Here is a 25,234-nt window from a genome sequence, read left to right as displayed (position 1 = left end):
TGGATGGAAGCGGCACATTGCCGCCGGGCGGGCTTTTTTGGAGTCTGGCACAAAACAAAAGGCCCAAGCGAGATGGTCGCTTGGGCCGAAAAAGGTACTGCCCCGATAACCGTAATCCGCCGACTGACCTGAAGATTGTCTGGAGAGAGCGCGCGATTCCGGTTCGGGAAACATTACGACCGGCCCGGTTAGGCGGTGGTTAAACCGGATGTTATTTTTTGATTAATCCCGATTTCCGGGCGCCCCGGCCCCGCGATTTCGGCGTGGCCGGCGCGCCGGCGGCCACGTGGTCGATGATGCGGCCGGCGATGTCCACGCCCGTGGCCTGCTCGATCCCCTCCAGCCCCGGCGAGGAGTTGACCTCCAGCACCAGCGGGCCGCGCCGGGAGCGGATCAGGTCGACCCCGGCGATGCCCAGCCCCAGTACCTGCGCGGCGCGCACGGCCACTGCCTGTTCCGCGGCGCTGGCCCGGGCGGCCTTGCCGCTGCCGCCCCGGTGCAGGTTGGAGCGGAAGTCGCCCTGCGGCGCCTGCCGGCGCATGGCCGCGACCACGCGGTCGCCGACCACGAAGCAGCGCAGGTCGGTGCCCTTGGCTTCCTCGATGAACTCCTGCACCAGGAAGGTCGCGTACAGCCCGCGCAGGGTCTCGATCACGCTGCGCGAGGCCGACGGCTTTTCGGTCAGCATCACCCCGCTGCCCTGGGTGCCCTCGTTGAGCTTGATCACGTGCGGCGGCGGGCCGAGCATCGCCAGCAGGTCGCTGGTGTCGTCGGGGTTGTCACCGAACACCGTCACCGGCAGGCCGATGCCCTGCGCGGCGAGCAGCTGGTGGCAGCGCAGCTTGTCGCGCGCGCGCATGATCGCCACCGACGGGTTGGGGCTGTAGCTGCCCATCAGCTCGAACTGGTGCAGCACCGCGTTGCCGTAGCGCGTGATCGAGGCGCCGATGCGCGGGATGACCGCGTTGTAGCCGGCGATCGGCCGGCCCTTGTAGCGCAGGTCGAAGCCTTCGACGCTGATGCGCATGTAGCAGCGCAGCGGGTCGAGCACGCGCACGCTGTGGCGGCGCTCGCGCGCGGCCTCGACCAGGCGCCGGGTCGAGTACAGCTTGCTGTTGCGCGAGAGGATGGCGAGCTTCATGCGGCGGGTCCGGGGAGGTGTCGCGGCGGTTTGCCGTGGAGCGAGGATCGTGCAGGGTCGACCGTGAACGCGCCCGCGATGGCGGTCCTGCCCAGCAGCATCGGGAACAGCATGTTGCGGCGATCTGTCAGGTTGATTTCAATCTCGCGCTCCACGCTGCCTAGCCGCAGCCGGGTGGAGAGGAAGATCCGCCGCGTGCGACGGCCGCCGGAGTCGGCGACCTCGCGTTCGTCGAGGATCGGCGCACGCGCTTCGACTTCATCGCCACCGCGCGCCGGCGTGATCCGGAAACCCACCCACGGCGCCCCGCCCTCGCTGAACCGCCACTGCGCGTCGACGTGCAGCGCCGAGCTGCGCGCGCCGGTGTCGACCTTGGCCCGCAGCCGCGCGATGCCCAGCGCCGGCAGCGCCACCCATTCGCGCCAGCCCAGCTCGACCATCGCCGGTTCCTGTCCCGCACCATCGAGCGTTCGCGCCATCGGCATGCGCCATCAAAAAACGGCGGCCCGCCCATGGGACGCGCCGCCGTCTGCAACTGGAGCGGGTGATGGGAATCGAACCCACGCTATCAGCTTGGGAAGCTGAAGTTCTACCATTGAACTACACCCGCGGAGGCCGCCAGTCTATGCCCGCCGCGCGCGTCATGGCAATCCGTCCGGGCGGCACCTGCCGGCAAAAGCGAAGGGCCCGCGAGGGGCCCTTCGACTTGCGACATGCGGGCTGCGTCAGAAGCTGCTCCCCACCGTTGCGAACACCGTGGCGTTGTTGCCGCCGCCCTGCTGCACGGTGGCGGTGGCGCCGATGTTCGCGTCCAGGCCGAGCAGGCGGGTGCGCGCGCCGATCACGATGGTGGTGTAGTTGCTGTCGTACGACAGCCCCGGCACGGCGTACTCCAGCGAGCCGGGGATCGACTGCGCGCTGGCGAAGACCTGCGCCGGGCCTTCCTCGAACTCGTGGTCGTAGGTGAAGCGCGCATACGGCACGAGGTGGTCGTTGATCGCGTAGCTGGCCTGCCAGCCGACGCTGCCGATCAGCGAGTCGAAGCTCTGGTCGGCGTAGGCCAGCGACGAGGACAGCGCCGGATCGCTTTCCGCATAGCCGTCGACGTCGATCTGCTGCGAGACCACGCTCAGCACCGGGCCGTGCCGGAGCGCGCCGCTGCCGAAGTTCCAGCCGGCGTTGATCGCGGCGGTGAGGTTGTCGCCGTCGGTGGAACCCGAATGCGTGCGCACCGCCTGGCCCAGGCGCAGGTCGCGCTCGACGTCGAAGTCCAGCTTCGACCAGCTCAGCTGGCCGTTGACCCACAGCCCGGCGTCGCCGTACCAGCCGGCGAAGGCGCCGAGGGTGGCCTCGGACTGGCGGAAGTCGCCGCCGGCGCGGCCGAAGTCGATGCGGCCGCGGCCGTAGCCGGCGAAGCCGCCGAACACCATGTTGCCGCTGCTCCAGTCCACGCCGCCGGCGATCGCCGGGATCACGCCGTCGTAGTCGTCGCCGCTGCCGTAGCGCTGGAAGTCGCCGCGCAGGTTGGTCCACCAGTGCATGCCGTCGGACTCCGGCGCATCCGACACGTGCATCGCGACGATGTCCGCGCGCCCGCGCCCGGTGGTCGCCGCCGAACGCGGCAGCACCGCGATCTGGCGCGGGCCCTCGAGCATGCCCAGCGCGAGCTGCGCGATCGCCTGCTGCCCCGCGGCGCTCGGATGCACGCCGTCGGCGAACAGGTAGCTGCTCTGCACGCTGGGATCGACGTACGAACCGGGGTTGCAGAACAGCGACGAATCACCCGCCGGCGCCGGCTGCACGCCGCAGCCTGCGCTGGTCACGTTGGCGAAGCCGTACAGGCCGGGATCGGCCACCACCTCCTGCAGGAAGTGGAAGGTGTCGACCGGGATCACCCGCAGCCCGCTGGCCGCCAGGCCGCCGTAAAGCGCGTCGTTGTAGGCGGCCGCCAGCGCGGTGCCCTGCCCCATGGCCGCCGCGCCGCCGGCGCGGAACGAAGGGGTCAGGCCGATGTCGGGCAGGTTGGGTACCAGCACGTACTGCGCGCCCGCCGCCTGCAGGGTGCCGACGATGCCGATCTGCGCGGTGACCGCGCCGCCGATGATCGCCTGCGCCTGCGACGGGTCGGATACCACAGCGAATACGTCGTTGGCGCCACCCCAGACGGTGTACAGCGCGTTCGGGTCGGCGCGGCCGCCGTTGGCGGCCAGGTAGCTGTTCATCTGCGTGGACAGCGAAGGGACGAAGCCCAGTGCATTGGTCACGTCCACGCCCACCCGCGCGCCACCGGCGGCGTAGTTGTCGCCACTCTGGCCGTTGCCGTTTGGCGAAGCGTCGGTGCCGTAGTACTGCGCCAGGTATTCCGACCAGACCAGCCCGGGGTTGGTGGTGAACTTGCCGATCAGCGCGCCCGAGGGCCCGACCACCTGCAGCAGTACCGGGCGGAAATAGCCGGCGTCAGTGAGGCTGTCACCGAAGAACACGGTGTTGCTGTACGGGCTGTCGCCCTGCGCGAAGGCGGGTGCGGCGGCCAGCGCCAGCGCGGCGGCTAGGGTGTGGCGGAGGGGACGGGACAGCAACGCCATGGAGTTCTCCTGGGGAAATGGGCCGCCCGCGACGTACGGGGGCGGATGGTGGCGCATGTTTCCACGAACGCCGGATGCGCTCAAGGTGCGCCGCGGCATCACGAGTGCAGCCGCCGCGGCAAGCGGCCACAATACGCGCATGGACATCATCCTCAACGGGCAGTCGCTGCCACTGCCCGACCAGACCACGCTGGCCGCCCTGCTCGAGGCCCAGCACCTGGCGCAGCGCCGCGTTGCGGTCGAGATCAACGGCGAGATCATCCCCCGCAGCCGGCACGCCGAGCACGTGCTGGCTGCCGGCGACAAGGTCGAGATCGTGCATGCGCTGGGAGGTGGGTGAGCAAGCGCGTTTGCGAGGCACCGCCTCGCGCGCTTGCGAACGACCGGCCATGGATGGCCGGGCCGGACGATCCGAAGCCCCCAAAGCCGCGCCATGGATGGCAGCCACAATCCCAAACATGCGATTGATGCCCTATCGGCATCGGCAGCGTTTGCGAACGACCGGCCATCGATGGCCGGGCCGGGCGGCCCGAAGCCACGGATGTCGCGCCATGGATGGCAACCGCGACCTTGGAACCGACGTGGTCGCTTCCACCAGCGACGCAGGCCCGGCACCCGCTCCACGCCAGCCACCTGCTCCACGCTGACCGGGCGCGGCGCAATCACCTGAATCGCCCGCGCACTTGCGCGATAATCCGGCGATGGATACCCAAGCACACGATGGCGACGCACTGGTCGTTGCCGGCAAGACCTATCGCTCCCGCCTGCTCACCGGGACCGGCAAGTTCAAGGACCTCGACGAAACCGGAGCCGCCACCGAGGCGGCGGGCTCGGAGATCGTCACCGTCGCCATCCGCCGCAGCAACATCGGCCAGAACCCGGGCGAGCCCAACCTGCTCGACGTGCTGCCGCCCGACCGCTACACCATCCTGCCCAACACCGCCGGCTGCTACACCGCCGAGGATGCGGTGCGCACCTGCCGGCTGGCGCGCGAACTGCTCGACGGCCACACGCTGGTCAAGCTCGAGGTGCTCGGCGACCAGAAGACCCTGTACCCGGACGTGGTGCAGACGCTCAAGGCCGCCGAACAGCTGGTCGCCGACGGCTTCGACGTCATGGTCTACACCTCCGACGACCCGCTGCTGTGCAAGCGCCTGGAGGAAATCGGCTGCGTGGCGGTGATGCCGCTGGCCGCGCCGATCGGCTCGGGCCTGGGCATCCAGAACAAGTGGAACCTGGTCGAGATCGTCGAGAACGCCAAGGTGCCGATCATCGTCGACGCCGGCGTCGGCACTGCCTCGGATGCCGCGATTGCGATGGAACTGGGCTGCGACGGCGTGCTGATGAACACCGCCATCGCCGGTGCGAAAGACCCGGTGCTGATGGCCCATGCGATGAAGCTGGCGATCGAAGCCGGGCGCGCGGCGTTCCGCGCCGGACGCATCCCGCGCAAGCGCTACGCCAGTGCGTCGAGTCCGGTGGAAGGACTGATCGGGTGACAGCTCGCGCACCCGCAGGGCGGGTCTTGACCCGCCGCCCCGCGCCAGCACCCCCAGGCCACGGGCAATGGCGGGTCAAGACCCGCCCTACGGACTGGATGATGACCCGGACGATGGCGACCGCGGCCGCCCCAGCCACTCGGACCGGGACGCGATGACCGATCCGTTCTCCAGCGAAGGCGCCAAGGCCCCGCCGAAACCGTTCACCGTCGAGGAAGGCAAGCGCCGCGTGCGCAGCTTCGTGCTGCGGCAGGGGCGGTTCACGCCGGCGCAGCAGCGCGCGTTCGACGCGCTGTGGCCGCGCTTCGGGCTGGACTTCACCGGCGAGCCGCGCGATTTCGGCGCGGTGTTCGGCCGCGATGCCAAGCGCGTGCTGGAGATCGGCTTCGGCAACGGCGAAGCGCTGCGCTTTTCCGCCGCACGCGACCGCGAGCGCGACCACATCGGCATCGAAGTCCATGCGCCTGGCGTCGGGCGCCTGCTCAACGCGCTGGACGAGGACGGCAGCGACCACGTGCGCCTCTACCACCACGATGCGGTCGAGGTGCTGGAACACGAGGTCGCCGACGGCGCGCTCGACGAGATCCGCATCTATTTCCCCGACCCCTGGCACAAGAAGCGCCACAACAAGCGCCGCCTGCTGCAGCCCGCGTTCGCCGCGCTGCTTGCCAGGAAACTCGCCGCCGACGGCCGCCTGCACCTGGCCACCGACTGGCAGGACTACGCCGAACAGATGTGGGCCGTGCTCGACGCCACGCCCGGGCTGCGCAACCGCGCCGGCCCGCGCGGCCACGTGCCGCGACCCGAGTGGCGGCCGCAGACGCATTTCGAGACGCGCGGCCAGCGGTTGGGGCATGGTGTATGGGATCTGCTGTATGACAGGAGCGGGGGCTAGGATCTTGGGACCGGGGGCTGGCCAAGCGCAGGGAGCGGCGATGCGGATCCGGTCGCACGCTGCACCCGTGGCACCCATCAGCGAAGCCGGACGCCCGGGCGGTCTCCCAAGCCCCCGATCCCCAGGCCCCAGCCCCTGATGGACACCGCACTCACCCTCACCACGGACATGGCCCTCGTACTCGGCCTGGTCGTGCTGACCATGCTGCTGTTCCTGTTCGAGCGCGTGCGCGCGGACGTGGTGGCGCTGGTGGTGCTGGTGGTGCTCGGCCTCACGGGGCTGGTCGCGCCGGAGGACATCTTCAGCGGCTTCTCGTCGAACGCGGTGATGAACGTGATCGCGACGATGATCCTGGGCATGGGCCTGGACCGCACCGGCGCGCTAAACCGCCTGGCCGGCTGGCTGCTGCGGCGTTCGCGCGGCGTCGAGCAACGGCTGCTCCTGCTGTCGTCGGCGATCGCCGGCCTCAACTCCTCGTTCATGCAGAACACCTCGGTGACCGCGCTGTACCTGCCGATCGTCTCGCGCCTGTCCGCGCGCACCGGCGTGAGCCTGTCGCGGCTGCTGATGCCGGTGTCGGCGGCGATCATCATGGGCGGCGGCCTGACCATGGTCGGCAACTCGCCGCTGATCCTGCTCAACGACCTGCTGGTCGCGGCCAACGCCAACCTGCCCTCGGGCGTGGGCACGCTGGAGCCGCTGCAGATGTTCGCGCCGATGCCGATCGGCCTGGCGCTGCTGGTGGCGGCGCTGGCGTACTTCCACTTCTTCGGCAACCGGCAGCTGCGCGACGACACCGACAAGGGCGTGACGCCGGCGCGCACGCAGAGCTACTTCGCCAAGTCCTACGGCATCGAGGGCGAGGTGTTCGAGCTCACCGTCAGCGCCGACAGCCCGCTGGTGGGCATGTCGCTGGGCGAGGCCGAGGCGCTGCACGGCGCGCCGCTGCTGCTGGCGCTCAAGACCGGCAACGAGTCGCGGCTGGCGCCGCCGGGCGATGCGCGGATCTGGGTCGGCAGCGTGATCGGCGCGATGGGCGCGCGGCAACAGGTGGCGGACTTCGCGCAGAACCAGTTCCTGCGCATGAGCACGCGGCTGCGCGAGTTCGGCGACCTGTTCAATCCCAGCCGCGCCGGCATCTCCGAGGCCGTGGTGCCGCCGACGTCGAAGTTCATCGGCAAGACCCCGGCCGACCTGCACCTGCGCAAGACCCATGGCATCAGCCTGCTGGCGATCAACCGCGACAAGGAAGTGCTGCGCGAGAACGCCCGCAACGTGCCGCTGCGCGCCGGCGACATGCTGGTGCTGCACAGCATCTGGCAGGACCTGGCGCAGACCGCCGCCAGCCGCGACTTCGTCATCGTCACCGACTACCCGAAGGGCGAGCAGCGGCCGCACAAGTTCAAGATCGCGATGGTGATCTTCGCCGTCACCATGCTGATCGCGCTGTCGTCGAGGATCCCGACCTCGATCGCGCTGATGGCGGGCGTGGCCGGGATGCTGGTCAGCGGCGTGCTGAAGATGGACGAGGCGTATTCGGCGATCAACTGGAAGACGGTGTTCCTGATGGCCTGCCTGATCCCGCTGGGCTGGGCGATGGACTCCAGCGGCGCGGCGGCGTGGGTGGCCGGGCACAGCATCGAGCGACTGCCAGACGGCCTGCCGGTGTGGCTGATCCAGCTGGCGATGGCGCTGCTGACCACGCTGTTCTCGCTGGTGATCAGCCACGTCGGCGCGACCATCGTGATGGTGCCGCTGGCGATCAACCTGGCGCTGGCGGTGGGCGGCAACCCGACCGCGTTCGCGCTGATCGTGGCGCTGTCGGCGTCGAACAACTTCATGACCGCGTCGAACCCGTCGATCTCGATGATCACCGGCCCGGCGGGTTACACCGCAAAGGACATGTGGCGCGTGGGCGGGCCGCTGTCCCTGGTCTACACCGCGATCGTGGTGCTGATGGTCAACCTGATGTTCTAGGCCGACCGCTGAATCCACGCCGCGCGCAGGTCGGGGCTACGTCCCCGACGGCTTTTGATTCGCGGCAAGGAGCCGTCGGGGGCGTAGCCCCGACCTACGGCAAGACGACGTTGCCGTCCTTTACGGCGACGGCGACCGCGCGCAGCGATTCGCCGCGGCAAGGGCCGGCGACGCAGACGCCGCCGGACAGCTCGAACGTCGCCCCGTGCACGGCGCAGACCAGGTGGCCTTCGCGGCTCTTGAGGAATTGCCCCGGCGCCCAGTCGAGGCGGCGGCCGGCGTGCGGGCAGATGTTGAGCCAGGCGCGGACGGCATCGCCGTCGCGGTGCAGGATCAGCGATTCGGCGTCGCCGTCGATGGTCGCTTCGGCCTCGGCGAATCCGCCGTCCTCGATCTGTGACAGCGATGCCAGCGGGGCGCCGCTTTCATCAGGATTTAACAAACCCCTTACATCTTCGTGCATTGCGGACCCGATACTGCGACACCTGTTCACCATCGTACCGCCCCGGGTCCCATGTCAGTCCACGTTTTCCGCTCCTTCCACTCCCGTTTCTCCGGCGCCGGCCTGTCGGCCCTGTTCGCGCCGCGCAAGCCGCGCCACCCGCTGCTGCGCGCGCTGCTGGGCGTGGTCGGGGTGCTGCTGCTGGTCGGGCTGCTGGTGATCGGCCTGTTCGTGGGCGTGGCGATGCTGACCGGCGGCCTGGTGATGCGGCTGCTGCGCCAGCGCGGCAAGCCGGTGGCCCAGGACGCCCGCGTGGTCGACGGCGAATACCGCGTCGTGAACAAGACCGGCCAGCCGCTGCTGCGCTGAAAGCCCGCCGCGCTGGCGGCGACCCGTCCCTCGCCAGCGGTTTCCGAACCCATGACCGACCACGACGTGATCCCCGCGCCGCCAACTCCGCGCGTCCCGGTGCGCGGCGGCGGCACGTTCCCGGTGCGCCGGATCTACTGCGTCGGCCGCAACTTCGCCGACCATGCGCGCGAAATGGGCGCGACGGCCCCCGCTTCGAAAGCCGAGCGCGGCCAGCCGACGTTCTTCCTCAAGCCCGCCGACGCCATCGTCACCGATGGCGAAGCCGCCTACCCGCCGGGCACCGCCGACCTGCAGCACGAGATCGAACTGGTGGTCGCGCTCGGCCAAGACGCCCCGCCCGGCGTCCTCGACCGCGACGCCGCGCAGGCGCTGGTGTTCGGCTACGGCCTGGGCCTGGACCTGACCCGCCGCGACCTGCAGGCCGTGGCCAAGGCCAAGGGTTTGCCGTGGGACACCGGCAAGGCCTTCGACCAGTCGGCGCCGGTCGGCGAGCTGGTGCCGGCCGCCGAAGCGGGCGAGTTGGCGCCGCGCAAGCTGTCGCTCACGATCAACGGCCAGCTGCGCCAGCAATCGCGGCTGGACCAGCTGATCTGGGACGTGCCTGACATCCTATGCGAGCTGTCGAAGCTGTACGCCCTGCGCGCCGGCGACCTCGTATTCATGGGCACGCCCGCCGGCGTGGCCACGCTGCAGCCGGGCGACGCGTGCACCGGCCGGCTCGACGACCTGCTGGAACTGAACTGCCGCATCGCGCCACCGCGCGTGTAGTCTAGGGTTCCCACCACCGCAGGCCGAGGAGAGAGCAGATGGGCATGATGAGTGAGTTCAAGGAATTCGCGATGCGCGGCAGCGTCGTCGACCTGGCGGTCGGCGTGGTCATCGGCGCGGCCTTCGGCAAGATCGTCACCGCGCTGGTCGACAAGGTCATCATGCCGCCGATCGGGCTGCTGATCGGGGGCGTCGACTTCTCGAAATGGGTCCTCACGCTGAAGGAGGCCACGGTGGACGCCGCCGGCGAGGCCGTGCCCGCCGTGGTGATCGGGATCGGCGAGTTCCTCAACGCGGTAATCCAGTTCATCATCCTGGCGTTCGCGATCTTCCTGGTGGTCAAGGCGATCAACCGCATGAACCGCAAGCAGGAAGAGGAAGCCCCGGCCGAGCCGTCGGAAGACGTGCTGCTGCTGCGCGAGATCCGCGATTCGCTCAAACGCTGAGCGTGACGGCCGCCGCGCGCGGCATGACTTGTGTCACGGGCCACGAAGCCGCATGGGCTGCCACCCTTGCGGCTTCGTCCTTTTTCCGGCGCTGCAGGCGATCGCCGCGCGACGCGCCATTCCGGAGACCGCCATGCGCCTCGCCCCGCTGCTGCTCGCCCTTGCCTTCGCCCTGCCCGCCTGCGCACTGCACGCGCAGACGCGCATTCCCGATGCGGCCGTCGACAAGGCCGGGCAGCTGCGCGAACAGGCGCTGGCCAGCGACCTGGGCTGGAAGATCACCGAATCGCTGACCACCGAGGTCGGCCCGCGCCTGGCCGGCACCGAGGCCGACGCGCGCGCGGTGGCGTGGGCGAAGGCGAAGTTCGCCGAGCTCGGCTACGACAAGGTCTGGACCGAACCGGTCACCTTCCCGAAGTGGGAGCGCCGCAGCGAAAGCGCCGAAGTGCTCGGCGAGCACGCGCAGCCGCTGGTGCTCACCGCGCTGGGCGGCAGCCCGGGCGGCACGGTCGAAGGTGAAGTCGTGCGCTTCGCCGACCTGGACGCGCTCAAGGCCGCGCCGGAAGGTTCGCTGGCCGGCAAGATCGCCTTCGTCGACTACCAGATGAAGCGGCAGCGCGACGGCGGCGACTACCGCAACGGCGGCGGCGTGCGCTGGGGCGGGCCGTCGCTGGCCATCCGCAAGGGCGCGAAGGCCTTCCTGATGCGCTCGGCCGGCACCGACAAGAGCCGCGCGGCGCACACCGGCAATACCGGCTTCGAAGACGGGCTGGAGCCGATCCCCTCGGCCGCGCTGTCGACGATCGACGCCGACCAGCTCGCGCGCCTGGTCGCCCTCGGCCCGACCCGCGTGCGCGTCGCGCTCGACTGCGGTTTCGACGGCGAGTACACCTCGCAGAACGTGATCGGCGAGATCACCGGCAGCGAGCGCCCGGATGAAGTGGTGCTGCTCGCCGGCCACCTCGACTCCTGGGACCTGGGCACCGGCGCGATCGACGACGCCGCCGGCATCGCCATCACCATGGCCACCGGCGCGCTGCTCAAGCCGCTGCAGCCGAAGCGCTCGATCCGCGTGGTCGCGTTCGCCAACGAGGAGCAGGGCCTGTGGGGCGGCCGCGCCTACGCCGAGAAGCACGCCAGTGAAGTGGCCAAGCATGTGATCTCCGCCGAGAGCGACTTCGGCGCCGGGCGGATCTACGGCTTCGACTCGAGCGCGCGAGAAGGCGAGAAGGCCGCCTTCGACAAGATCGCCGCCGCACTGGCGCCGCTGGGCATCGAGGCGATGCCGGGCGAAGGCAGCCCCGAATCCGACATCGGCCCGATGACGCGGCAGGGCATGGCCTGGGCGTGGCTGGGCCACGACGGCACGCACTATTTCGACCTGCACCACAACGCCGAGGACACCCTCGACAAGGTCGACCCGGAAGCCCTGGCACAGAACGTGGCGGCCTACACCGTGTTCACCTGGCTGGCGGCGCAGGCGGAGGGCGACTTCGGCAGCGCACCGAAGGCGGCGGACGCCGAAGACTGAGCCTGCGGCACCACACCGGCCACCCCCGTAGGAGCGGCGGAAGCCGCGAGTCCTTTCCCTCTGGCCAAGTCGCTGGATCCCCGCTTCCGCGGGGATGACGATCAAGAAGACGCCAGCTCTTGTGGGAGCGGCTTCAGCCGCGAGCTCTTCCCCCCGGCCAAGAGTCACTGGATCCCCGCCTCCGCGGGGATGACGATCAAGGGGACCGACGCTCCTGTCGCGAAGGCGGTCCCACCGCAGCGGCAACGCGCGGAGGCTCGTGCCCCGCCCCACGCATCCACCCGATCCAGCGACCATCTTCGCGGTCGCGCATTGCCAGGCCACGCACCGTGCCGTCGTCGTCGAGCAGCAGCAGGCGATTGGCCGGCACATCGCCGAGCGCGAAGCGCACCCGTCGCCCGCGCCCGTGTGCGTCGAGGCGGTTGTCGACGACCGTGACCTCAAGATCGCGCGCCTCCAGCAGGCGCAGCGCATCCGCCTCCGGCCTGCGGCCGAGCCACCGGGTCTCCGGCCACGCAAACACGGCCACGCCCGCGGCGCGCGCCGGCGGCAACGCGGCTGCAAGATCCTCGAACACTGTTTCACCCAGCGGCAGGTCCGCTTCGACGACGCCGACCGCCGCGGCCAGCCCGGTCTGTCCGGCCACCGCCTGCATGTTGCCGCCGAGCCTGGCCATCCACAGCTGGCTGGGCAGCAGCGCGATCGCGACCAGCACGGCCGCCAGCAGCGCGCGCGCCGGCCTGCGGGCCTGCGCGGCGGTCGCCAGCAGCAGGCCGCCCCAGAACAGACTCGACCAGACCACGTAGCGTGGCGCCAGCAGCTGATCCGGGTGCGTGGTGAAGTAATCCAGGCGCACCGTCGCGATCATCACGCCGACCGCGGCCGCGAAGCAGGCCAGCCCGATCCCCATCAGCGCGGACAGCGTCACCGATTCGCGATCGCGCCACGCGCGCCAGCCCAGCGCGGCAAGCCAGCCGAGCCCCGCGAGGCCGAAAAGCAGCTGCGGCCAGCGCGCCAGCAGCACGGGTCCGAACGCGCCCTCGTAGGCCTGCGCGACGGCCAGCGCCGGCGCCCGCGCGGCGGCGATCGGCAATTGCGAGGCGATCTGCGGATCCAGCAGCGGCCACGCGGCATACACGAACGGGCCGCACAGCCAGCGCAGCAGCATCTCGCCCTGGCGCAGCGGCGCGATCGCGATCGAGGCGCCGGTGCCGCCGTCCAGCCGCAGCAGCACGAGGGTGGCGAGGAGTCCGGCGACAAGCACGGCCCACTGTCGCCACGGCGCACGCTGCAGCAACAGCAAGGCGGCAAAGGCGACGAAGCAGGCGAATCCACTGCCGAACGAAAACGCGGCGGCCAGCCCGCACGCGGCGGCGATCGCGGCGTCGACGATACCGCCGCGCCCGGTACGCGCCTTCGACAGCACATGCAGTCCGATCGCGAGGAACAGGGTGACGCAGTACGCATGCACCGACTCGTTGCCGTGCGCCAGCGCGCGGATGTTGCCCAGCCAGAACAGGCCCAGCACCACGGCGAGCAACGCCGCAGCCTTCGCCCGCACATCGACGACCCCGCGGATCCCGCGTGCGAACACCAGCACCGTGGCCAGCGCCAGCGCGATGCCGGCCGCGACCTGCAGCCACTGCCCCGCGCCGAACACATGCAGCTCGAGCACCCGCACCGCGTTTGGCAGCACCTCGTGGTGGCCGTTGTCGGGCGCGAGGATGTCGTGCGGGAACGGCGCCTGCAGGAAGTGGCCAAGGAAGCGCCAGCCGTCTGCGTACGGGACGCGCGGCGACAGCCACCACATCGCGGCGATGCCGGCGAGGAGGTACAGCAGCGCCAGTGCATGGGCCGCGGGCAACAGGCGGCGCGATGCGGTTTCGGTAGACGACGTCATGCGTCAGGGTCTGTCGAGGTCATGCCTTGGCCCCTCCCCCTGCGACGGCAGGGGAGGGAGCAAAGCTCGCGGCTGAAGCCGCTCCCACAAGTTCCACGGATCGTCACGCACGCGCCCACTGCGCCAGCAGCACCGCGGTCGCGGCGGCGACGTTGAGGCTTTCGACGACACCGCTGCCGGGGATCGACAGCCGCAGGTCGCAGGCACCGGCCAGCGCGGCGTCCATGCCCTCGCCTTCGGCGCCGAGCACGTACACCAGCCGCTGCGGCAGGTCCGCGGCGAACACGTCCTCGCCACCGCGCACGACGGTGGCGGCGAGTTGGAACCCGGCGCCGCGCAGCTGGGCGATGGCGTTGTCGTCGCGCCCCAGGCGCACGAAGGGCACGGCCTCCGCGCCGCCTTCGGCCACGCGCGCGGCGGCACCCGACAGCGCAAGCGGCGAATGCTTCGGCAGAAAAATCGCCGACACGCCGAAGTGCGCGGCCGAGCGCAGGATCGCGCCGAGGTTGTGCGGGTTGCCGACGCCGTCCAGCCACAGCGCGCAGCACGGCTCGGGCGGCAAGGTTTCAAGCCACGCGGTCAGCGACTGCGGCGCCTCACGCAGCACGTCGGCCACCACGCCTTCGTGGTGCGCACTGGCGGCGAGCTTGCGCAGGTCGGCTTCGTCGACGACGCGGTAGCCGACGCGGTTGGCCACGCACCACTTGAGCAGCGGCTGCAGCCGGGGGATGCGGTCCTCGGCGAGATACAGCTTGCGGATCGCGTCGGGACGGCGCGCGAACACCGCCTGCACGGCGTTGAATCCGTACAGGCGCAGTTCTTCGTTGCGCGCGACGTGCGGCGCGGGAGCCCCGGAGCCGGACGTCTCCACGACCTCCTCGCCGCGCGTGCGCCGCTGCGCGCGTGGTTTCGCGTCGGGCCGCTGTGGGCTCCGCTTCCACGGCGATGCAGGAGGATCAGTCGGCATTGGTCAGGGTGTCCGTGGTGAGTGCGAAGACGCGCAGGCCATGCAGCTGGCCGAGTTCGAGGTCGTCGGCGCGCCACGGGCGCAGTTGCCTGGTGGGTTCGACCCGTATTTCCGTTGCGCGGTTGGCGTCTGCTGTGGCCATCGGGAAAGGATACGCGAGCTGTCGATCGCAGCGACCGCCCTGCAAAAGGCAACCGTAGGATGGGTAGAGCGAAGCGGTCTTCAACAGCGAAGCTGGTCAACCCATCTTCCCGTGCGACTTGATGCCGGCCGGACGATGGGTTTCGCTTCGCTCTACCCATCCTACAGATCGGCGGGTGTCAGGCGTGGCCACCCACCGACGGGGCCTGCTTCTCCAGCTTCTCCAGCTCCTGCGCCACCGCATCGGGCGAGCGCGTGAACGGGGCCAGCAGGGCGTAGAACGCCGGCACCACGAACAGCGACAGCAGGGTGGAGAACGACACGCCGAAGATCACCACCACGCCGATCGTCGCGCGGCTGGCCGAGCCGGGGCCGCCGGCAACCACCAGCGGCACCACGCCGACCGCGGTGGCGATCGAGGTCATCAGGATCGGGCGCAGGCGCACGGTCGCCGATTCGACGATCGCCTCGGCCACGCTGCGGCCCTCGTCGCGCAGCTGGTTGGCGAACTCGACGATCAGGATGCCGTTCTTCGCCGCCAGCCCCACCAGCATCACGATGCCGATCTGGCTGAACAGGTTGAGCGTGCCTCCCGTCACCGCCAGCCCGATCAGCGCGCCGAGCACGCCCAGCGGCACCGTCAGCATGATCACGAACGGGTGGATGAAGCTCTCGAACTGCGCCGCCAGCACCAGGTACACCACCAGCAGCGCCAGGGTGAAGGTCAGCAGCACCGCGCTGCCGGCCTTCTGGTACTCGCGCGATTCGCCCTTCCAGTCGATCTGCGCGTAGTCGGGCAATTCGTTGCGGGCGACGCCTTCGAGGAACTCCAGCGCCTCGCCCATGCTGTAGCCGGAGGCGAGGCCGGCGCTGATGGTGATCGCGCGCAGGCGGTTGAAGCGGTTGAGGCTGCCCGCTTCGGCCAGCTCGCTGAGCGTGACCAGGTTCGAGAGCGGCACCAGGTCGCCGTTGCGCGCGCGTACCCGGATCGAGGCCAGGTCCGCCGGCTCGGCGCGGCCGTCGCGGCCGGCCTGCACCAGCACGTCGTACTCCTCGCCCTCCTGCACGAAGGTGGTGACCTGGCGGCTGCCCATCATCGTTTCCAGCGCGCGGCCGATGTCGGTCACGCTCACGCCCAGGTCCGAGGCCCGCGCGCGATCGATCTGTACGCGCATCTGCGGGCGGGTTTCCTTGTAATCCGAGTCGACCGAGAAGAAGCCCGGGTTGGCCTCCATGCGCTGCATCATGATGTCGCGCCAGCGCGCGATTTCCTTGTACTCGGGGCCGCCCAGCACGATCTGGATCGGCTGCCCGCGGCTGCCGACCAGGCCGCCGCCCACGCGCGGCTGCGCACGCACGCCGCTGAGCGCGCCCAGGTCCTGGCGCAGCGATTCGGCGACTTCGGCCGTGGACTGGTCGCGCTTCTGCCAGTCCTCGAGGAACACGATCACGTTGCCGGTGTGCATTTCCTCGCTGTTGCCCCAGCCGCCGGGCACGCGGGTGTTGTAGCGACGGATCACCGGGGAATCGCCCTGCACGCGGTCGGCGAAGATCTTTTCGACCTGCTTGATCTGCTCGACGGTGTAGTCGAAGCCCGCGCCCTCGGGACCGACGATCGAGACGAAGAACGCGCCGCGGTCCTCGGCCGGCGCAAGTTCCGAAGGCACGAACCTGGCCAGCCCGTAGATCGCCGCGAGGCAGGCGAGCATGGTCAGCGCGACGCCGATCACGATCCGTCGCGGCCGCAGTGCCACCAGCCGCGCAAGCATGCCGTTGTAGCCGCGGGCGACCGCGTCCAGGCCGCGGTTGAACCCGCGGTTGACCCGGGTCGCCTTCTCCTGTGCGTGCGGGCGCACGAGCTTGGAGGCCATCATCGGCGTCAGGGTCAACGCCACGAACGCCGACAGCGCCACCGCGCCGGCCAGCGCCACCGACAGTTCGCGGAACAGGCGCCCGGTGTTGCCTTCCATGAAGCCCACCGGCAGGAACACCGCCACCAGCACCGTGGTCGTCGCGATCACCGCGAACGCGACCTGCCGGGTACCGCGCACCGCCGCGACCAGCTTCGGCTCGCCCAGGTCGACGCGGCGCTGGATGTTCTCCAGCACCACGATCGCGTCGTCCACCACCAGGCCGATCGACAGCACCAGCGCCAGCAGGGTCAGCAGGTTGATCGAGTAGCCGAACAGCAGCAGCGGGATGAAGGCCGCCAGCAGGCACACCGGCACCGTCACCGCCGGGATCAGCGCCGCGCGCAGGCTGCCCAGGAACAGCCAGATCACCACCAGCACCAGCACGATCGCCTCGCCCAGGGTCCAGTACACGCGCTCGATCGAGGCCTCGATGAACACCGTGTCGTCGAAGGCGACGAAGATGTTGGTGCCGTCGGGCAGCGACTTCTGGATTTCCACCGCCATCGCGCGCGCGGCGCGGGTGACGTCGAGCGCGTTGGCGGTCGAGGTCTTGACGATGCCCAGGCCGATGTTGGGCTGGCCGTTGCTCTGGTAGTAGGCGCGGCGCTCTGCCGACGCCAGCTCCACCTGGGCCACGTCGCCCAGCCGCACCACGTAGCCGTCGTCGCCCTTGCGCAGCGGGACTGCGGCGAAGTCCTCCGGCGTGGTGTAGCCGCGCGCCACGCGCAGGGTGAAGTCGCGCGTCTGCGATTCGATGCGGCCTGCGGGCAGCTCCACGTTCTCGGCGCGCAGCGCGGTCTCGACGTCGTTCGGGGTGACGCCGCGCGCGGCCATCGCCGCGGCGTCGAGCCAGATGCGCATGGCGTAGCGCTGGCGGCCGCCGATGCGAACCTGGGCCACGCCGTCCAGGCTCGACAGGCGGTCGACGATGTAGCGGTCGGCATAGTCCGACAGCTCCAGCGTGTCCATCGTGGTCGAGCTCATGTTGAGCCAGATGATGGTGTCCGAGTCGCTGTCGGCCTTCTCCACCTCGGGCGGATCGGCCTCGTCGGGCAGGCGGTCGGCGACGCCGCTGATCGCGTCGCGCACGTCGTTGGCCGCGGCCTCGATGTCGCGCTCGAGGGTGAACTCCATGTCCACCGACGCGCGCCCGTTGCGGCTGCGCGACTGGATGATCTCGACGCCCTCGATGCCCGACAGCGCGTCCTCGAGCACCTGGGTGATGCGCGTCTCGACCACTGCCGCCGAGGCGCCGGGGTAGTTGACGTCGACCGAGACGATCGGCGGATCGATCGCCGGCAGCTCGCGCAGGGTCAGGCGCGAGAACGCCATGATGCCGAGCACCATCAGCAGCAGGCTCACCACGGTGGCGAAGACCGGGCGGCGGATGGAGACGTCGGACAGCAGCATGGCTCAGTCCTCCGCGGTGGGCGCGGCCTCGCGCGGCGTCGGCGGCGCGGTCGCGGCGGCGTCCTCGCGGATGCGGTCGCCCGGGCGCAGCTTGCCGGTGCCGTCGACCACGATGCGGTCGCCCGGCGCCAGGCCTTCGAGGATTTCGGCCTGCCCCTGGCCGCGTGCGCCGATCGTCACCGACACCTGCTCCACCGTGCCATCGTCGCGCACGCGATAGACGAACGAGTCGCGGCCGACCTGGACGATGGAGATCTCCGGCGCCAGCAGCGCCTGCCGTTCGGGGCGCTCGATCTCAACCTGCACCAGCATGCCCGGGCGCAGCGCACGGTCGGCGTTGTCGAAGTCGCCGCGCACGGTCACCGCGCGGGTGGCCGGATCCAGGCGCACGTCGACTACCGACACCGTGCCCTCGAACTCGCGCCCGGGCAGCGCGGCGGTGGTCCCGGTCAGCCGCTGGCCGACGGCGACCTGCTCCATCTGCGTTTCCGGCACCGGGAAGTCGACGTGGACGCGGGCGATGTCGTCGAGCGAGGCGATCACCGTGCCCGGCGTGACCAGCGCGCCGGGACTGACCTGGCGGATGCCCAGGCGCCCGGCGAACGGCGCGCGGATGACGCGGTCGCGCAGGTTGGCCTGGATCTGCGCGGCCTGTGCGCGGGTCGAGTCGCGGGTGGCGCGCTGCGCGTCGAGCGCGGCGCGCGCCACCAGCTGCTGCGCCGCCAGCTCCCGCTGGCGGTTGTAGAGACGCTCGGCCTCGGTGGCCGCAGCCTGCGCGGCTGCCAGCGCGGCGCGCTGCTGCTGCCCGCTCAGGGTCACCAGCGGCGCGCCCTTCTCCACCTCGTCGCCGCTGTCGAAATGCACCTGCTCCACGGTTTCGCTGACCTTGGCGGTCACGTCCACCGACTCGCGCGCCTTGACCGTGCCCAGCGCGCGGATGCGGTCATGCCAGGGCTTCATGGCCAGTGTCGTCGTGGTCACCGCCTCGACCGGCGCATCACCGCGCGCTGCGGCGCCATCGTCACTGCAGGCGGCAAGGCACAGGCATGCCGCGGCGAGGGCGAACGGGGCGAAGCGGGACATCGTGGCGCGGGAGTCGGTCATCGTGGAGGAAACGAGTAAAAACCCGCGGAGTTTATCGGGTCCATGCTAAGCCAGACGTGTGCCATCAGGCCGGGTCGAAAGCACCGTTCCGGCGTCAACCATCCGCCCGCCCGCGCGTTACGCACCCCGGACACGGGGCCCGATCGCCCGTCTGGACCGGCTGCCCGGCGGCGATCGTTCCATTGGCCGCTTCCCGGCGTGTCATCCGTGGCCGTGCGCGCGGCCGCCGACGGGCGTAGTGTCGGCCCTTCCCCCCGTCACGCACAGGTTTGGCCATGATCCACGACAGCATCCTCGACACCATCGGCCGCACTCCGGTCGTGCGCCTGAACCGCATCGCCCCCGCCAACATCGAGCTCTACGCCAAGGTCGAGGCGTTCAACCCCGGCGGCTCGGTCAAGGACCGGCTGGCGATCGCCATCATCCTCGACGCCGAGGCCCGCGGCCAGCTCAAGCCCGGCGACACCGTGGTCGAGGCGACCTCCGGCAACACCGGCGTGGCGCTGGCGATGGTGTGCGCGGCGCGCGGCTACAACTTCGTGGCGATCATGACCGAGACCTTCTCGATCGAGCGCCGCAAGCTGATGCGCGCATACGGCGCGAAGGTGATCCTCACCGCCGCCGCCGAGCGCGGCACCGGCATGGTGCGCAAGGCCGAGGAACTGGCGAAGAAGCACGGCTGGTTCCTGGCGCGGCAATTCGAGAACCAGGCCAATCCCGCCTACCACCGCCAGACCACGGCGGCGGAAATCCTGCGCGACTTCGCCGGCAAGCGCCTGGACCACTTCGTCAGCGGCTGGGGCACCGGCGGCACGCTCACCGGCGTGGCCGACGTGCTGCGCGTGGCGCGCCCGGAGGTGAAGGTCACCGCCGCCGAGCCCGCCGTCGCCTCGCTGCTCGCCGGCAAGGAATGGTCGCCGCACAAGATCCAGGGCTGGACGCCGGACTTCGTGCCCGCCGTGCTCGACCGCAAGGCCGCAACGCGCATCCTGACCGTCGACGACGTGGTCGCGCGCGACACCTCGCTGCGGCTGGCGCGCGAGGAAGGCATCTTCGTCGGCATCTCCGCCGGCGCCACCGTGGCGGCGGCGCTGGAAGTGGCGAAATCGGCGAACGACGGCGACGTGATCCTGGCGATGCTGCCCGACACCGGCGAGCGCTACCTGTCGACGTTCCTGCTTGAAGGCGTGGAGGAAGGTTCCGACGACGCGTGGCTGGCGTCGCTGGGCTGAGACGTCCCGGCACGACGATGCGCATCGAGGTCGTCGAGGGCGACATCACCGCGCTCGCGGTCGACGCGATCGTCAACGCCGCCAACGAGTCGCTGCTCGGCGGCGGCGGCGTGGACGGCGCGATCCACCGCGCAGCCGGGCCGGGGCTGCTTGCCGAATGCCGGGCATTGCCGGAAGTGCGGCCCGGCGTGCGCTGCCCGACGGGCGAGGCGCGCATCACCGGCGGGCATCGCCTGCCGGCGCGTTTCGTGATCCACACCGTCGGACCGGTCTGGCGCGGCGGCGGCTCGGGAGAGCCGGAGTTGCTGGCGGCGTGCTACGCGAACTCGCTACGGCTGGCAGCGGAGCACGAGGTGGCGTCGATCGCGTTCCCGGCGATCAGCTGCGGCGTGTTCGGGTATCCGCATGCGGAAGCCGCGGCAATCGCGACCGCGCAGCTGCGCGACTGGTCGGCAGACCTGCCGGAACGCACGCTGCTGTGCAGCTTCGGCAGCGGTATCGCCACAGAGTATCGAAGGCTACTGGCCAACTGAAAGGGACACGTAGGATGGGTAGAGCGAAGCGAAACCCATCGGCCATCGGTCATCGATGGATCGGGCACGATGGTTGGGCGAGCGGCGATGGGTTTCGCTTCGCTCTACCCATCCTACGATCGTCACTTGATCGCAGGACATGCATCCGCGTCCTGCCGGATCGGGCTACACGCCCCCCAGCAGCCACAGCAGGAAGACGCCGAGCACCACGACCAGCATCACCGTCAGCCAGCCGCGGCTGCCGCGGTCGCCGGCGACCACGGTCGGGACGCGCGGCGGATACCGGGACAGCGCCTTCTCCACCGGCTGGTCGGCGGTCGGCAGCGCGCCGCGGCGGACGTGGTCGACCGCGTCCTTTGCCGTCTTCAGGTTGAGCTGCGGGTTCGCCTCGCGCAGCAGGGCGATGGCGTTGACGAACTCGCCGCGCGCCACGGCTGCCGCCGCCGCGGGCGGGAATTCGAACTCCACCCGCCCGGACGCGTCGACGCGCGCGCCGCCGGGCCGGTTCGCATGCGCACGCACCAGGTCGTGCGCGTCCTTCAGCGACATGCCAGTCGCCTCGCGCACGGCCTTGACCGCCGCCGCCATCTCGCCACGCGCCAGCGCGGCGACGGCGTCGGGCGGCAGCTGGAATGGGTTCGACGACATGGCACGGCCCCGGACGGATCAGCGGACAGCTTACGGTACCGGTCTTTGACGCCTCGTGACCCTACCCTCGCGCGTAGGATGGGTAGAGCGAAGCGGCCTTCAACAGCGAAGCTGGTCAACCCGTCATCCCGCGCGTTTGGACATGCCGATGGGTTTCGCTTCGCTCTACCCATCCTACGGGCGGCCGTGCAAAAAAAACGCCGGCGCGGGGCCGGCGTTCTTTCGACTGTGCAGCTGCGGTCAGGCGGCGCGGTCCCACTTGCCCAGCGCGGCCATGCCGTTGTCACGGGCGCGGGCGAACACGGTGTCCTGCGCGCCGGCGTAGTTGTTCACCAGGTCCTGCGACCACAGCTTCAGCGCCGCGGACTGCATCGCGCGGCCGTAGGAGAAGCTCAGCGGCCACGGATTCGGGCCGAGGCGGTTCATCGCGTCCAGGTGCGCGGTGGCGTCGGCGTCGCTCTGGCCGCCGGACAGGAACACGATGCCCGGCAGGATCGCAGGCACGGTGGACTTCAGGCACATCAGCGTGGCCTCGGCAACCTCGTCGACGCTGGCCTGCTCGTCGCAATCCTTGCCCGGGACGACCATCGACGCCTTGAGGATGGTGCCCTCCAGCGCGACGTTCTGCTGGTACAGCGCGTCGAACAGCGCGCGCAGGGTGACTTCGGTGACCTCGAAGCAGGTCTCGATGTCGTGGTCGCCGTCCATCAGCACTTCCGGCTCCACCATCGGCACCAGGCCCTGCTCCTGGCACAGCGCGGCGTAGCGCGCCAGCGCGTGGGCGTTGGCCTCGATGCAGGTGCCGGACGGGATGTCGTCGCCGATGTTGATCACCGCGCGCCACTTGGCGAAGCGGGCGCCGAGCTTGTAGTACTCCTCCAGGCGCGCGCGCAGGCCGTCCAGGCCCTCGGTCACCACCTCGCCCGGGAAACCGGCCAGTGCGTGCGTGCCCTTGTCGACCTTGATGCCCGGGATCATGCCGTGGTCGGCCATGTACTTGGCGAACGGCACGCCGTCCTTCGTCTTCTGGCGGATGGTCTCGTCGAACAGGATCGCGCCGCTGATGTGCTCGGACAGGTTGGGCGTGGTCAGCAGCAGCTCGCGGTAGGCGCGGCGGTTCTCTTCGGTGTTCTCGATGCCGACGCCGGCGAAGCGCTTGGCGATGGTGCCGGTGGATTCGTCGATGGCGATGATGCCCTTGCCCGGCGCGACCATGGCCAGGGCGGTTTCGGCAAGCTGTTCGATACTCATGTCGGAAAGGCTCGGAGGCGGCGGAAAGACTGTCGATTATAGCCCGCCACCGCGCGCGATTGGCCGGGAAAAAGGCTTGCAACCGGTTTCATGCGACCCGTGGCACGGGCCGCCGCGGACCCGCGGGAAGCCCGCCCGCGGCCGGCCTACAACTCGCCCAGCCCCTCGGCCCTGCCGCCCGCACCCACCTTCAGCAGGCGCAGCGTGTTGGTCGCGCCGCGGTGCTCCATGTGGTCGCCGCTGGTGAACATGATGTGGTCGCCGGCGGCTAGCAGACCGGCGTCGTGCAGCGCCTGCACGGCGTCGCGCGCGGCCTCGCGGGTGGCCAGGCCGCGGCTGTCGAAGTCGATCGGGAACACGTCGCGCATCAGCGCCATCCGCCGCCGCGAACCACCGTGCCGCGACAGCGCGTAGATCGGCACGCTGGAGCGGAACCGCGACAGGAAGCGCGCGGTGCCGCCGGATTCGGTCATCGCCACGATCGCGCGCACCGCCATGTGCTCGGACAGGAACATCGCCGCCATCGCGATCGCCTGGTCGGCGCGCTGCATGTCGCGCGAGGCCTTGCCGAAATCGATGTCGACCTCGAACTGCTTTTCGGCACCGACGCAGATCCGCGCCATCGCCTCGACCGCGCGCACCGGGAAATTGCCGGCCGCGGTTTCCGCCGACAGCATCACCGCGTCGGTGCCGTCGATCACCGCGTTGGCCACGTCCAGCACTTCGGCGCGGGTGGGGATCGGGCTGTCGACCATCGACTGCAGCATCTGCGTGGCGGTGATCACCACGCGGTTGCGGGCGAGCGACTCGCGGATGATCTTCTTCTGCAGGCCGGGCAGCTCGGCGTCGCCGATCTCCACGCCCAGGTCGCCGCGCGCGACCATCACCACGTCGCTGGCCTCCACGATCTCGGACAGGTTCTCGATCGCCTCGGCGCGCTCGATCTTCGACACCAGCGCGGCGTGGCTGCCGTGCTTGCGCGCGACCGTTCGCGCCTCTTCCATGTCGGCGGCATTGCGGCAGAACGACACCGCGATGAAATCGACGTCCATCCCGGCAGCGACGCCGATCAGCTCGCGGTCGCGGTCGGTCAGCGCACCCAGCGACAGGCCACCGCCGAGCCGGTTGAGGCCCTTGCGGTCGGACAGCACGCTGTCGTTGATCACGCGGGTGACGATGCGCTCGCCCTCGATGAGCTCCACTTTCAGCTGCACCATGCCGTCGTCGAGCAGCAGGATGTCGCCGGGAGACAGGTCCCTCGGCAGGTCCAGGTAGCTCACGCCGACCTGGGTCGCGTCGCCCGGTGGCGCATTGTCGCTGGCGACCAGGTCGAAGCGCTCGCCGGCGCGCAGCGCGACCGGACCGTCGACGAAGGTTTCCACGCGGATCTTCGGCCCCGGCAGGTCGGCGAGGATGCCGACTTCCTTGCCCACCCGTGCCGCCGCATCGCGCACGGCCTGGGCCCGCGCGGCCTGCGCGGCCGGATCGCCGTGCGAGAAGTTCAGCCGGACAACGTCGACACCCGCCTGCAACAGCGCGTCGAGCACGCCGGGCGCGTCGGTCGCCGGACCGAGGGTGGCGAGGATGCGGGTACGGCGGCGGTGCTCGGACATACGGGAATCCGCGATGGCGGGAAGCTGCCATCGTAGCCCAACGCATCACGCGCCACAGCCGGCTGCACATCGATTGCCACCCTTGCCCCACGCCGGATCGCGGACCGCCCACGGCGCGGAATGCAGCACGGCCCGGAAGACCGGGCCGTGCCATGTCGCAACCTGGCGACGCCGACCTACATGATGCAGCCGTTGTAGGTCTTCGACCTCGACGTCACCACGCCCCAGCCGGGATCGCCACACCCGAACATGCGCACGCCGACGATGGTGTCGGCTTCGTCGTAGTACACCACCGAGCCGGGATAGCAGCAGTTGGCGGCATCATCGGCAACTGCCGCACTGGCCGAGATCGCAAGGACCGCGCCCAGCGCGACCAGCCGGAGGTTCCGCATCGAAATCTTCATCGTTCGCTCTCCTGTTTACCTGCATGGGACGCGCGGGCCCGCGTCGAGGGCGGCGCGAAGCGCCGGAATCGACGGGCTGGCCGCGCGTCGCCTCGTCAACGGGTGATGTTGCAGCCCAGGTTGTAGTCGTAGTTGGCGGTCACCTCGCCCCACGCCGCCTGCGGCTTGCACAGCACGTTGGTGGCCTCGCCCACGACGTTGCCGGCGTCGTCGTAATACACGTAGGTGCCGGGCCACTCGGGGCCCGGTTTCTTCGCCACGGCAGCCAGCGATGCCAGGGCCACGACCGCCGCGCATGCGGCAACGACACGGGTGGATCGACGCATGACGCGCCTCCTTCATCCTTGCGCGGCAACGTTGCCGCGCGAGCGACGCTAGCAGCGCCCCCGCTGCGTCATGTAAGCGATGCGTGATGCCGTGCCGGGACTGTGAGGCCCGGCGCATTCATGGAGGGAGCGCGTT

24 protein-coding genes and 1 tRNA gene are annotated in these 25,234 nt (G+C 70.2%); 10 read left to right on the top strand and 15 right to left on the bottom strand.

What is annotated here, in order from left to right:
• Positions 1 to 211 precede the first annotated feature (211 nt).
• The 4 genes from rimK to ACFONC_RS11440 all read right to left on the bottom strand — a co-directional run bounded on the left by rimK (position 212) and on the right by ACFONC_RS11440 (position 3,726).
• Positions 212 to 1,141 (bottom strand): 30S ribosomal protein S6--L-glutamate ligase, encoded by a 930-nt coding sequence (gene rimK / locus ACFONC_RS11455; RefSeq protein ID WP_386744150.1) that lies wholly within the window; start codon positions 1,139 to 1,141, stop codon positions 212 to 214.
• Entirely contained in the window at positions 1,138 to 1,626 is a 489-nt protein-coding gene (locus ACFONC_RS11450) for an ATP-dependent zinc protease family protein (protein WP_386744149.1), read from the bottom strand. Before ACFONC_RS11450 ends, rimK begins: the two co-directional genes overlap by 4 nt.
• Before the next feature lie 51 nt (positions 1,627 to 1,677).
• Positions 1,678 to 1,751, bottom strand: a tRNA-Gly gene (locus ACFONC_RS11445).
• 115 nt (positions 1,752 to 1,866) lie between these two features.
• Positions 1,867 to 3,726, bottom strand: coding sequence for an autotransporter domain-containing protein (locus ACFONC_RS11440; protein WP_386744147.1), 1,860 nt, complete (start codon positions 3,724 to 3,726; stop codon positions 1,867 to 1,869).
• Between the two features lie 139 nt (positions 3,727 to 3,865).
• Between ACFONC_RS11440 and thiS the strand changes: the two genes are divergently transcribed.
• From thiS to ACFONC_RS11420, 4 genes are all read left to right on the top strand, one after another.
• Positions 3,866 to 4,066, top strand: coding sequence for a sulfur carrier protein ThiS (gene thiS, locus ACFONC_RS11435; RefSeq protein WP_386744657.1), 201 nt, complete (start codon positions 3,866 to 3,868; stop codon positions 4,064 to 4,066).
• A 361-nt stretch (positions 4,067 to 4,427) separates the two neighbouring features.
• Positions 4,428 to 5,225 (top strand): thiazole synthase, encoded by a 798-nt coding sequence (locus ACFONC_RS11430; RefSeq protein WP_386744145.1) that lies wholly within the window; start codon positions 4,428 to 4,430, stop codon positions 5,223 to 5,225.
• Positions 5,226 to 5,379: 154 nt separating this feature from the next.
• Entirely contained in the window at positions 5,380 to 6,120 is a 741-nt protein-coding gene (gene trmB / locus ACFONC_RS11425; protein WP_386744655.1) for a tRNA (guanosine(46)-N7)-methyltransferase TrmB, read from the top strand.
• A 138-nt stretch (positions 6,121 to 6,258) separates the two neighbouring features.
• On the top strand, positions 6,259 to 8,097 hold the full coding sequence (locus ACFONC_RS11420) for an SLC13 family permease (protein ID WP_386744144.1): 1,839 nt from the start codon (positions 6,259 to 6,261) through the stop codon (positions 8,095 to 8,097).
• A 94-nt stretch (positions 8,098 to 8,191) separates the two neighbouring features.
• On the opposite strand, the gene ACFONC_RS11415 is transcribed toward ACFONC_RS11420, so the two are convergent.
• Complete coding sequence (locus tag ACFONC_RS11415) at positions 8,192 to 8,560, bottom strand: Rieske (2Fe-2S) protein (RefSeq protein WP_386744142.1); 369 nt, start codon at positions 8,558 to 8,560, stop codon at positions 8,192 to 8,194.
• A 51-nt stretch (positions 8,561 to 8,611) separates the two neighbouring features.
• Here ACFONC_RS11415 and ACFONC_RS11410 point away from each other — a divergent pair, with 51 nt between their 5' ends.
• The 4 genes from ACFONC_RS11410 to ACFONC_RS11395 all read left to right on the top strand — a co-directional run bounded on the left by ACFONC_RS11410 (position 8,612) and on the right by ACFONC_RS11395 (position 11,656).
• Complete coding sequence (locus tag ACFONC_RS11410) at positions 8,612 to 8,908, top strand: hypothetical protein (RefSeq protein ID WP_386744140.1); 297 nt, start codon at positions 8,612 to 8,614, stop codon at positions 8,906 to 8,908.
• A 51-nt stretch (positions 8,909 to 8,959) separates the two neighbouring features.
• Positions 8,960 to 9,679 (top strand): fumarylacetoacetate hydrolase family protein, encoded by a 720-nt coding sequence (locus ACFONC_RS11405; RefSeq protein WP_386744138.1) that lies wholly within the window; start codon positions 8,960 to 8,962, stop codon positions 9,677 to 9,679.
• 38 nt (positions 9,680 to 9,717) lie between these two features.
• Entirely contained in the window at positions 9,718 to 10,125 is a 408-nt protein-coding gene (gene mscL, locus ACFONC_RS11400; RefSeq protein WP_386744136.1) for a large-conductance mechanosensitive channel protein MscL, read from the top strand.
• A gap of 133 nt (positions 10,126 to 10,258) precedes the next feature.
• On the top strand, positions 10,259 to 11,656 hold the full coding sequence (locus ACFONC_RS11395; RefSeq protein WP_386744134.1) for a M28 family peptidase: 1,398 nt from the start codon (positions 10,259 to 10,261) through the stop codon (positions 11,654 to 11,656).
• 196 nt (positions 11,657 to 11,852) lie between these two features.
• Here the strand turns inward: ACFONC_RS11395 and ACFONC_RS11390 are convergent, their stop codons facing one another.
• From ACFONC_RS11390 to ACFONC_RS11370, 5 genes are all read right to left on the bottom strand, one after another.
• Entirely contained in the window at positions 11,853 to 13,556 is a 1,704-nt protein-coding gene (locus ACFONC_RS11390) for a hypothetical protein (RefSeq protein WP_386744132.1), read from the bottom strand.
• 103 nt (positions 13,557 to 13,659) lie between these two features.
• The gene (locus ACFONC_RS11385) at positions 13,660 to 14,523 is read right to left on the bottom strand and encodes a TrmH family RNA methyltransferase (protein WP_386744131.1); all 864 of its coding nucleotides are present in this window, start codon (positions 14,521 to 14,523) and stop codon (positions 13,660 to 13,662) included.
• Positions 14,513 to 14,665 carry a hypothetical protein gene (locus tag ACFONC_RS11380; protein ID WP_386744129.1) on the bottom strand — a complete coding sequence of 51 codons (153 nt, stop codon included), beginning with the start codon at positions 14,663 to 14,665 and terminating at the stop codon, positions 14,513 to 14,515. The genes ACFONC_RS11385 and ACFONC_RS11380 overlap by 11 nt, the downstream gene beginning before the upstream one ends.
• A gap of 178 nt (positions 14,666 to 14,843) precedes the next feature.
• Entirely contained in the window at positions 14,844 to 17,987 is a 3,144-nt protein-coding gene (locus ACFONC_RS11375) for an efflux RND transporter permease subunit (RefSeq protein WP_386744127.1), read from the bottom strand.
• 3 nt (positions 17,988 to 17,990) lie between these two features.
• A complete protein-coding gene (locus tag ACFONC_RS11370) occupies positions 17,991 to 19,070 on the bottom strand; it encodes an efflux RND transporter periplasmic adaptor subunit (RefSeq protein WP_449284281.1) in 1,080 nt (359 codons plus the stop codon).
• A gap of 296 nt (positions 19,071 to 19,366) precedes the next feature.
• Between ACFONC_RS11370 and cysK the strand changes: the two genes are divergently transcribed.
• On the top strand, positions 19,367 to 20,323 hold the full coding sequence (gene cysK / locus ACFONC_RS11365) for a cysteine synthase A (protein ID WP_386744124.1): 957 nt from the start codon (positions 19,367 to 19,369) through the stop codon (positions 20,321 to 20,323).
• Positions 20,324 to 20,340: 17 nt separating this feature from the next.
• A complete protein-coding gene (locus ACFONC_RS11360; protein WP_386744122.1) occupies positions 20,341 to 20,856 on the top strand; it encodes an O-acetyl-ADP-ribose deacetylase in 516 nt (171 codons plus the stop codon).
• Between the two features lie 165 nt (positions 20,857 to 21,021).
• On the opposite strand, the gene ACFONC_RS11355 is transcribed toward ACFONC_RS11360, so the two are convergent.
• From ACFONC_RS11355 to ACFONC_RS11335, 5 genes are all read right to left on the bottom strand, one after another.
• Positions 21,022 to 21,504 (bottom strand): hypothetical protein, encoded by a 483-nt coding sequence (locus tag ACFONC_RS11355; RefSeq protein WP_386744120.1) that lies wholly within the window; start codon positions 21,502 to 21,504, stop codon positions 21,022 to 21,024.
• A gap of 240 nt (positions 21,505 to 21,744) precedes the next feature.
• Positions 21,745 to 22,755, bottom strand: a complete 1,011-nt coding sequence (locus tag ACFONC_RS11350; RefSeq protein ID WP_386744118.1) for a class I fructose-bisphosphate aldolase — start codon at positions 22,753 to 22,755, stop codon at positions 21,745 to 21,747.
• Positions 22,756 to 22,901: 146 nt separating this feature from the next.
• Complete coding sequence (gene pyk, locus ACFONC_RS11345; RefSeq protein ID WP_386744116.1) at positions 22,902 to 24,368, bottom strand: pyruvate kinase; 1,467 nt, start codon at positions 24,366 to 24,368, stop codon at positions 22,902 to 22,904.
• A gap of 176 nt (positions 24,369 to 24,544) precedes the next feature.
• On the bottom strand, positions 24,545 to 24,772 hold the full coding sequence (locus ACFONC_RS11340) for a DUF6289 family protein (RefSeq protein ID WP_290366080.1): 228 nt from the start codon (positions 24,770 to 24,772) through the stop codon (positions 24,545 to 24,547).
• Between the two features lie 95 nt (positions 24,773 to 24,867).
• Positions 24,868 to 25,098 (bottom strand): DUF6289 family protein, encoded by a 231-nt coding sequence (locus tag ACFONC_RS11335; protein WP_386744114.1) that lies wholly within the window; start codon positions 25,096 to 25,098, stop codon positions 24,868 to 24,870.
• Positions 25,099 to 25,234: the final 136 nt, after the last annotated feature.

It is taken from the genome of Luteimonas soli, assembly GCF_042648865.1.
Lineage (GTDB): Bacteria > Pseudomonadota > Gammaproteobacteria > Xanthomonadales > Xanthomonadaceae > Luteimonas > Luteimonas soli.
This window is presented reverse-complemented; position numbering and strand designations above follow the sequence as displayed.

Excerpts from the sequence above, each read along its gene's own strand:
- thiS (WP_386744657.1), top strand. The coding sequence starts at position 3,866 with ATGGACATCATCCTCAACGGGCAGTCGCTGCCACTGCCCGACCAGACC.
- ACFONC_RS11420 (WP_386744144.1), top strand. The coding sequence starts at position 6,259 with ATGGACACCGCACTCACCCTCACCACGGACATGGCCCTCGTACTCGGC.
- ACFONC_RS11370 (WP_449284281.1), bottom strand. The coding sequence starts at position 19,070 with ATGTCCCGCTTCGCCCCGTTCGCCCTCGCCGCGGCATGCCTGTGCCTT.
- ACFONC_RS11430 (WP_386744145.1), top strand. The coding sequence starts at position 4,428 with ATGGATACCCAAGCACACGATGGCGACGCACTGGTCGTTGCCGGCAAG.
- cysK (WP_386744124.1), top strand. The coding sequence starts at position 19,367 with ATGATCCACGACAGCATCCTCGACACCATCGGCCGCACTCCGGTCGTG.
- trmB (WP_386744655.1), top strand. The coding sequence starts at position 5,380 with ATGACCGATCCGTTCTCCAGCGAAGGCGCCAAGGCCCCGCCGAAACCG.
- ACFONC_RS11385 (WP_386744131.1), bottom strand. The coding sequence starts at position 14,523 with ATGCCGACTGATCCTCCTGCATCGCCGTGGAAGCGGAGCCCACAGCGG.
- mscL (WP_386744136.1), top strand. The coding sequence starts at position 9,718 with ATGGGCATGATGAGTGAGTTCAAGGAATTCGCGATGCGCGGCAGCGTC.
- ACFONC_RS11375 (WP_386744127.1), bottom strand. The coding sequence starts at position 17,987 with ATGCTGCTGTCCGACGTCTCCATCCGCCGCCCGGTCTTCGCCACCGTG.
- ACFONC_RS11390 (WP_386744132.1), bottom strand. The coding sequence starts at position 13,556 with ATGACGTCGTCTACCGAAACCGCATCGCGCCGCCTGTTGCCCGCGGCC.
- ACFONC_RS11410 (WP_386744140.1), top strand. The coding sequence starts at position 8,612 with ATGTCAGTCCACGTTTTCCGCTCCTTCCACTCCCGTTTCTCCGGCGCC.
- pyk (WP_386744116.1), bottom strand. The coding sequence starts at position 24,368 with ATGTCCGAGCACCGCCGCCGTACCCGCATCCTCGCCACCCTCGGTCCG.
- ACFONC_RS11350 (WP_386744118.1), bottom strand. The coding sequence starts at position 22,755 with ATGAGTATCGAACAGCTTGCCGAAACCGCCCTGGCCATGGTCGCGCCG.
- ACFONC_RS11440 (WP_386744147.1), bottom strand. The coding sequence starts at position 3,726 with ATGGCGTTGCTGTCCCGTCCCCTCCGCCACACCCTAGCCGCCGCGCTG.
- rimK (WP_386744150.1), bottom strand. The coding sequence starts at position 1,141 with ATGAAGCTCGCCATCCTCTCGCGCAACAGCAAGCTGTACTCGACCCGG.
- ACFONC_RS11450 (WP_386744149.1), bottom strand. The coding sequence starts at position 1,626 with ATGCCGATGGCGCGAACGCTCGATGGTGCGGGACAGGAACCGGCGATG.
- ACFONC_RS11405 (WP_386744138.1), top strand. The coding sequence starts at position 8,960 with ATGACCGACCACGACGTGATCCCCGCGCCGCCAACTCCGCGCGTCCCG.
- ACFONC_RS11340 (WP_290366080.1), bottom strand. The coding sequence starts at position 24,772 with ATGAAGATTTCGATGCGGAACCTCCGGCTGGTCGCGCTGGGCGCGGTC.
- ACFONC_RS11360 (WP_386744122.1), top strand. The coding sequence starts at position 20,341 with ATGCGCATCGAGGTCGTCGAGGGCGACATCACCGCGCTCGCGGTCGAC.
- ACFONC_RS11335 (WP_386744114.1), bottom strand. The coding sequence starts at position 25,098 with ATGCGTCGATCCACCCGTGTCGTTGCCGCATGCGCGGCGGTCGTGGCC.
- ACFONC_RS11415 (WP_386744142.1), bottom strand. The coding sequence starts at position 8,560 with ATGCACGAAGATGTAAGGGGTTTGTTAAATCCTGATGAAAGCGGCGCC.
- ACFONC_RS11380 (WP_386744129.1), bottom strand. The coding sequence starts at position 14,665 with ATGGCCACAGCAGACGCCAACCGCGCAACGGAAATACGGGTCGAACCC.
- ACFONC_RS11395 (WP_386744134.1), top strand. The coding sequence starts at position 10,259 with ATGCGCCTCGCCCCGCTGCTGCTCGCCCTTGCCTTCGCCCTGCCCGCC.
- ACFONC_RS11355 (WP_386744120.1), bottom strand. The coding sequence starts at position 21,504 with ATGTCGTCGAACCCATTCCAGCTGCCGCCCGACGCCGTCGCCGCGCTG.